Here is a 7,878-nt window from a genome sequence, read left to right as displayed (position 1 = left end):
CATGATTGCATCTTTATTGCGACCGACTATCGACAAGCAATTAAAGCGGTCGAGACTCACTCTTTTCATGTACTCCTCATCGATTACCACCTAGAGCAATTCTTCACGGGCTTTGAACTATTAGGAATTCTGTATCGAAATAGGCTCATCGACCATACGGTTGCGACAATTTTACTCTCCGGGGATATGCGTCAAGAAACGGTATTAACTGCCCTGTCAGGCGAGGCACACCATTTCGTTTCTAAACCGATTCATACTCAGAGGTTAGGTAAAAAGATCCAAAGTGCTGTGTCCGTCTCGAAAAAGCTGACACAACTGAACGAGTTATATCCAATCACCAGTCAGGATAAATTGGCTCAAGCATTAGCGGTCTCGCCTAATGGCACTAGCGTTCAATTCGAAGCGACACTGATTGAACATTTAATTTCAGGTAAGAATTGGCAATTGCTCTCTAGCGTCATTAACCACTCGAAAACCAACATGCACCCGACAAAACTGGTTGCTGAAGCTCTGATTCTCGACAGTTTAGGCAAACAGGATCTAGCCATAGATAAGCTCCACAACTTTCTGATCGCGCAGCCACTCTCATTGAGCGTCATTGATTGCTTAAGCTGTATCTACGAAAAACATAAGATGCTGCTTCCTGCTCTGAAATTAGCGATTCGTGCATTTGAGATGACACCAAGTATCAGCCATCGTGCAATCAGGGCGATTGACTTGGCTGAGAACGCAGACAACACACGTATGATCATAAAGTTAGGTGAGATGTATGCGACCCATATTTCAGCTGCTGACATTGATGTCATTCACTCCATTTGTGCGCACTTTAATTCGTTAAAAGCGACTTATCAGCGCGAGACGCAACTAAAGTACAAACGTATTTTGCTTGAGCACGCCAACCAATTCACCGAGTTAGTAAACCTGAAACTTCCGGTAAAACAACAGCAGCAGGTTTTAGCCAGCCTTGCCCTGTTTCAGAGCAGTATCTTGCTCATCGAAAATAGCCCTCAGGTTGCCCACAAAAAAGTGATTAGAGCTTCAACGCTGTTAGCGAATAATTTCCACAGCCAACCAACTTACTTGCTCGATCAACTATTACCACTGCTCGTCCATTTTGGGGAGTACTCTCTTTATCACTTAGCAGTGGAATGCCTAAAATCTCGTGGAGAAGCAGTAAACCACAAACTTGAGTCCAAAAATGTCGACCCTTCAACTTGTATAAACATTGATAACTTTGGGTCAATACAGGAATTAAAAGACTATATTCACAGTTACCCATATTCAGTTGCCGCCAAACTTGACTATATATATGCCGTTCATAAAGCTCATATAGATGAAAAACTTAGCGACGACTATTTAAGAGAAATTTTACAGTTAGAACTTCCTCCAAAATGGAATCAATGGATTAGTGATTCATTAAGATCTGGTTTTTCGAGTAAGCCGCCTAGCCCATTTTCAACATACAGCCAACAGGAGTCTATATGCTAGATATCGATGCCTTAAATGCCTACTTAGATAATGACAGAGAAATAATCTTCGCTGTATTGTCTGTGTATCAAGAAGACCATGGCAATTCATTAGAAGAGATACAAGAACTGGTACAGCAACAAGATTGGGGCAAGCTTCATTTTATCGTACATACATTAAAAGGCATATTAGCCAGCTTCGGCGAAGAAACAGCTACAGCGGCCTTAGAAAGAGTCGAGCAAAACACATCCAATAAACTAGCACCTCAAACGGATGACCTTTCGGTTATCTACAGCGAAGTAAAAATCATCAATCAACAAATCGATGATGTGCTCAGCACTTATTAGTCGATAGAACTAAGAGTTACGTGGTGAAACTTAGTAGCCAAAGGAGTTGAGGTATTTGGAAACATTGAACCTCGACTCTTGTCATTTTCTCTCTCAATTATATAGCTAATCCACGCCTATAAATTCATGGTATTTATCTAGATAAGCTCAAACATAGCAACACTTTATAGACCTCCTACATACATGTCTTGAACAAAAAACCGTCACACTCGATGGGATGCAAAATAGTTAAATATTTGTAGATTTTTTTGTGACATAAACATACGAAATTGCATTTTATTTATTGGTAAAGAAGAAACTGTTACCTACACTTCAATGAAACCAAGTGTTATTCACCTGGTGACATAATAATAAAATAAAACGTTCAGTCGGCTAGATAAGGACAAGGAAATGAACAATGACAATTTTGCTGCGTTTCAGGGGCTCACGAATGAAACTCCCATTAAAGAATCATTTTCAACTGCTACAGAACCTTATGCTCACTATCTAAAGGATATCGTGGGCATTGATCTGTTATCGCGTGAAGATGAATTGTATTACGCAAAGTTGAATCGTGCGGGTGACAAACAAGCACGTGACATCATGATCGAATCGAATCTACGCCTCGTTGTAAAAATCGCAAAAAGTTATCTAAAACGCAAAGGCAACAACTTCACACTGCTCGACCTTATCGAAGAAGGGAACATTGGCTTAATCAAGGCCATCGATAAATACGACCCTGAACCTGGCTATCGTTTTTCGACTTATGCTGTGTGGTGGATTCGCGAAAATATTGAAGCGGCTTTAATGAATAAAGGTCGTACCGTTCGCTTACCTGCTCATGTGTGCAAAGAAATTAATAGCCTTGCATCAAAGAAGCTCGATGTAAGCAAAAAAATGCGTAAAGAAATCTCGATCTCAGAATTATCGAATAGCTCAGGCGTAAAAGCTGAACGTGTCGATCAACTGGTTGCGTTAAGCGGTTTTATTGACGTAACAACGACGGTTGGTATCAGCCACGCACCACTCGTATTGGATCAGTGCGAAAGTGAATACATCCCCGATCCTCAACAAGATTGTGAAGACCAATCATTTACACATGCGCTAGAGCAGATCATAAACACACTGCCACCTAAATTGCAGAAGGTTCTTATTCACCGTTTTGGTTTCTTCGATAACAAGGTGAAAACACTGTCAGAGGTTGGACAAATGTTGGATGTGAATGTGTCTAATGAGCGAGTTAGACAAATGCAGAAAGAAGCGGTCGAGAGAATTCAAAAACGACTGAAATTTGATGGCTGGGTCTAAGTCGCACCTGTATAGAATTAGGTGAAAATAACGGTCAGTAAAAACTGTAACGTTAAGTAAAGAAAGAACCTTAAGGGTGAGCCTCAAAGCTTGCCCTTTTTGTTTGCCTACTTTCTTAGCAAACTTGAGTCATCACAAGCGCTCAAAACAAGCTATCATAGTCAGCGAACCCAGGCTGCGTTTAATCACCTTAACGAAGTGGCTCTTTCGCTGCGTAGAATGAGGTAATTAACATAGGTGGTTTCAAGGCAATCTTGTTCCCACAAAGATAGGATACGCTTAGTGGCAAAGTAATAGTCTTTGTTCCTCAATAACATGCCAACAGTGCGGCTAAGTTTCTCAAATCGAACTTGGTCGCTTGCCGCAATGTAATCGTCATCACTTTGAATAATGGGAGCCAAACCATCGGCAAACCAATTATTTAGAATTTCTCGCATCTCCAATTCAGACTCAGGAACATCCACACTCGACAACTCACGATGTTGAGGTGGTGGCACGATGTATTTCGACGCTTGTGGCGAACTGACATAACGATACATGCCCTCACTCCTTTTTAACTATCTCTATAGTAACTAAGAACATTCTTGTGGATTCTCAAGTTTTTTGAAGCCAAAGAATGAATCTTAGCGACAAACAAGAAAGCCATGCAAAGGTCACTCTACATGGCTTTGCTCAGGGCAACTTTACGCTGCCCTATCTACTTGTTGGTTTAGACTAAATGTCGGTTCAGACTAAAACTAAGCCCTCTCGATTAAATCGAGCTTTGGTCGAAGTCGTTGCCTTGATCGGTTCCAGTTTGAGAATCTGAATCGAAGCTTCCAGAGTCGTCCGTGAAGTCAACCCCTTGATCTTGACCACCAGAACTTGTCCAATCGCTACCGCCGGATTCCATACCCGCCATGTCTGGTTGCTGATCTTGGGTAGAACCTTGCATGGTGTATTGATCATCGACCTCAACTTCAACAGAACCACTCGCACCGTCAATTGATCCACCCAATTCGTCGTAACCTTGGAATTGGATTTCACTAGTACCTTCGTAGCCCTCCGGAAGTTCAACCGATACAGACTGATCTAAGTTACCGCTGATTGTGAAGCTACCATCACCGTTATCCAGTGCGTTACTCACAGTAGATCCCTCAGGTAAGCCAGACATTTCAGCATAATCAACCGATTCGTTACCACTCACCTCATCTGGAATCGAGATAGAGATAGTATCGCCCGGAGCCGCCGTTACATCAGCCACGCTGTCTTCGGCTTCGGTGTCACTGTCTTGAGCTTGGTCATCAGCTTGTTGTGCGACTTCCACTTGCTGCTCTTCCGTTGCTTGAGCTGCTTGTACTTGCGGTTCATCACTCTGTGCTGAATCATCGGCTACTTGGATACTTAAGCTATGGCTCGACACCTCACCACCATCGTTAACGTCGACATTCATCGCTAAGTTGCCGTCAAAGTCTTCATTTGGCCAGTAAGTCCACTCACCTTCGCCAGATTCAGCAAAGAAGCCTGCATCGTTCGCGTCTGCAACATCAACAACTTGTGCAGAATCACTCACGCCTAACTCATCCACCAGCTGTGACTCGGTAATAGTTAGTGAACCATCATCAGCTAAGGCATAACCTTCACTCGCCGCTGCTTCATCGCCACCTTGAATATCCACATTGAAGAAGCTTTCGATGCGATTTTCGCCATCAGTCGCAATAAACCCAACTTGAACATCGCCGGTGTAGTCTTCAGCAGGTGTGAATTGATAGTTACCTTGGTTATCGCTCTCAATTACGCCCTGACCTTCCATCAAGCTCACTGACTCAATGCTCAAGCTATCGCCTTCTGCATCGGTCAGGTTCGCTAACATGTCTTCATCAGTAAACGACAAGGTTGCATCGGCTGCGATTTCAGTGGTTGTGATGCTGTTAACTTCTGGTGCTGCATTCTCTTGTGAATCGCCCTCTTTCACGACCACGCCAGTTTGCTCATCATGAAGCACGCCATCTTTATCAACTACGTAAGCAATGTCTGCTTCGCCAGTGAAACCTGGTGCTGGTGTGAACGTCCAAGTGCCATCGCCATTATCGACAATCTCACCTTGGCTGCGGTCGGCAAGATGAACCAGTTTCACTTCATCGTCGCTGTCAGCATCCACATTCTCAGCCAATCCGATTAGATCATCAGCGGTTAGGATGATGGAATCACCCGCCACGGTTTCGAAGTCACCGGAATCGATGCCATCTTCAAACGCTTCAGGCTCATCTCCGTAATCAACCGTTGTTGCACTTACTGTTACGAAGAACTCACCATGGAAGTCTTCAGGCGGCGTCATTTGAATGTTTGAGATATCCCAGTCGAACAGGTCGATATATTGACCCGGCTCAGTGATCATCACAGTATTCACACCATCGGTTACCTCGAATCCAACAGGGAAACCTGTCATCACTAGGTTACTTAGCGTTTCTGAATCATCGACTAGTCCAACATTCAGTCCTAAGTGACCGGTTTCATCTTCACCGAACACTAATGGACCGTCATGGTCAGTTGAAATAACTGCGCCATCTGCGACAGGACGGACGTACACAGGAACATCGAGAACCGTTTCAAACTCACCGTCACTCACGACCACTTGTAGGTCAGAAACACCCGCAAAGTCGCCCGTTGGTGTGAATGTCCAAGTTCCATCACCGTTGTCCGTTACTTCACCACCATCTTCACCGTCTGCGGTAATAATGCGAGAAACAACAAGGTCCGCCGTATCAATGTCACCGAACAAGTTCATCAAGTCGCCAGCATCGAAGGTGAACGCGCCATCTTCGTCTGTGGTCATCATCGCGTTACCGACATTGAATGGAGCATCGTTAACTGGAATCACATCCACATTCAGCGAGCCATCAACCACTTCTTCCCCGTCAGTAGCTTGATAACCCAGTTCTACTAAGCCATTAAAGTCTTGAGTAGTTACTAAGTGATACATGCCGTCTGGCTGCTGAGTTAAGGTCGCATTCGCTGGAGCTCGAACTGTGATGCTCTCGATGCTGATCTCGTCGCCATCAAGATCTGTTACTTGATCCGCGATGTAAGCTGGGTCAATCACCATGACCACATCTTCTTCGCCTTGCATCTCAATCATTGGCGCTTCAGGTGCATCATTCACTGGCGTGACATCGATGTTACCGTCGACTGAGATTGTCTCTTGGCCATCGCTAACGTCAAACGTCATTGGCACATCACCATTGAAGTTCTCGTTTGATGTGAATGACCAAGTACCATCTTCGTTATCGAGCAACTCACCCAAGCTAGGGTCGATTTGTAGACCCGAAGCTGACAGCTCGTCTGCGGTGTTATCGATGTCGGTAGCTTGAGCTAACAACATGTCCTGTGTGATAAGAATGGTGCTGTCTTCGGCTGTGGTTAGTTCCACTTCCTCCGACTCAGGTCCATCATTCACAGCCAGAACTTCGATGCCTGCCGTTGTTGTAGCAGTCGCACCGTCATCGTCGGTTACAACCACATCTAGGCTGATATCACCGTTAAAGTTCTCACTCGGCGTGAAGGTCACAGAACCATCATCGTTTTGAACCAATTCGCCGTCAGAGCCTGTGTAAGTCACGCTTTCAAGCGACACTTCACCATCAACGTCTGAGCTGTTCGCAATCAACTGCTCAGGGCTAATAGTAATCGTGCCATCTTCGTTCATTTGGTAAGAGGTAGAACCCGCCACTGGTGCATCATTCACATCCGTTACGGTCACATCAATATTGGCATCGACTGTCTCTGTGCCATCAAACACTGTGAAGCCAAGGTTTACATCACCATTGAAGTTCTCGTTTGGAGCAAAGCTGTAAGTGCCATCACCGTTATCAGTGAACACACCTTCTGCGCCCGTGTAAGACACATCCGTGATAGACAGGTCATCTCCGTCGATGTCTGTAGCGCCTGCTAGTAGATCTGCATCCGTGAAGATTAGCGTTCCATCTTCCTCAACTGTGAAGCTTTGGTCAGCGGCTGTCGGTAAGTCATTGACTGGGTTAACCGTTAGGTCGACGCCTGCTTGAACAGTTTCAAGGCCATCTGACACATCGAAGCTTAGGTCTATGTCGCCGTTGAAGTCAGCATCAGGAGTGATAGTAAATGAACCATCATCGTTCGCTGTTACAGTCGCATTATCGCCTGCAGATAGGTTGCTTGCGGTCAGTGCATCACCATCAACATCGGATGCGTTAGCCAGCAACTGCTCTTGAGATAACGTAATTGAACCATCTTCATCAACCGAGTAAGCCACGTTTCCAGCCACTGGTGCGTCGTTAACTGCAATGACTTCAATACCAGCGTTAGTCTGAGCCGTTGCACCGTCGTCATCAATAACCGTCACATCAAGGTTGATGTCGCCGTTAAAGTTTTCGTTTGGTGCGAACGTTACCGAACCATCTTCATTTTGAACCAAGATACCGTCGGCACCCGAGTAGCTCACGCTATCAAGCGACACCTCACCGTCCACATCGGAGCTATTCGCAATCAACTGCTCAGGGCTCAATGTGATGGTGCCATCTTCGTTCATTTGGTAAGACGTTGAACCCGCCACTGGAGCATCATTAACGTCTGTTACCGTTACGTCGATATTTGCATCAACCGTCTCTGTACCGTCAGATACAGAGAAGTCCAGACTTACATCACCGTTGAAGTTCTCGTTTGGTGCAAAGGTGTAAGTGCCATCGCCATTGTCGGTAAACACACCCTCTGCGCCAGTGTAAGAAACATCGGCAACTGAAAGCTCATCACCATCAATATC

At 45.0% G+C, this 7,878-nt stretch carries 5 protein-coding genes; 3 read left to right on the top strand and 2 right to left on the bottom strand.

What is annotated here, in order from left to right; all coding sequences use genetic code 11:
• The 3 genes from AB4232_RS12040 to AB4232_RS12030 all read left to right on the top strand — a co-directional run.
• The coding region (locus AB4232_RS12040; RefSeq protein WP_372087188.1) for a response regulator at positions 1 to 1,488 on the top strand (1,488 nt) is incomplete at its 5' end.
• Entirely contained in the window at positions 1,482 to 1,814 is a 333-nt protein-coding gene (locus tag AB4232_RS12035) for an Hpt domain-containing protein (protein ID WP_009844988.1), read from the top strand. The genes AB4232_RS12040 and AB4232_RS12035, both read left to right, overlap by 7 nt.
• A gap of 390 nt (positions 1,815 to 2,204) precedes the next feature.
• Positions 2,205 to 3,101, top strand: coding sequence for an RNA polymerase sigma factor RpoD/SigA (locus AB4232_RS12030; protein WP_372087187.1), 897 nt, complete (start codon positions 2,205 to 2,207; stop codon positions 3,099 to 3,101).
• A gap of 185 nt (positions 3,102 to 3,286) precedes the next feature.
• Here the strand turns inward: AB4232_RS12030 and AB4232_RS12025 are convergent, their stop codons facing one another.
• Together AB4232_RS12025 and AB4232_RS12020 are read right to left on the bottom strand one after the other, a co-directional pair.
• Positions 3,287 to 3,640, bottom strand: coding sequence for a hypothetical protein (locus AB4232_RS12025; protein ID WP_012600731.1), 354 nt, complete (start codon positions 3,638 to 3,640; stop codon positions 3,287 to 3,289).
• A gap of 212 nt (positions 3,641 to 3,852) precedes the next feature.
• Positions 3,853 to 7,878, bottom strand: a 4,026-nt coding sequence (locus AB4232_RS12020) for a tandem-95 repeat protein (RefSeq protein WP_372087186.1), incomplete at its 5' end; no start/stop codon positions are given.

This window comes from Vibrio sp. 10N.286.46.A8, from assembly GCF_041470165.1.
Taxonomy (GTDB): Bacteria; Pseudomonadota; Gammaproteobacteria; order Enterobacterales; family Vibrionaceae; genus Vibrio; species Vibrio tasmaniensis_A.
This window is presented reverse-complemented; position numbering and strand designations above follow the sequence as displayed.

Excerpts from the sequence above, each read along its gene's own strand:
- AB4232_RS12035 (WP_009844988.1), top strand. The coding sequence starts at position 1,482 with ATGCTAGATATCGATGCCTTAAATGCCTACTTAGATAATGACAGAGAA.
- AB4232_RS12030 (WP_372087187.1), top strand. The coding sequence starts at position 2,205 with ATGAACAATGACAATTTTGCTGCGTTTCAGGGGCTCACGAATGAAACT.
- AB4232_RS12025 (WP_012600731.1), bottom strand. The coding sequence starts at position 3,640 with ATGTATCGTTATGTCAGTTCGCCACAAGCGTCGAAATACATCGTGCCA.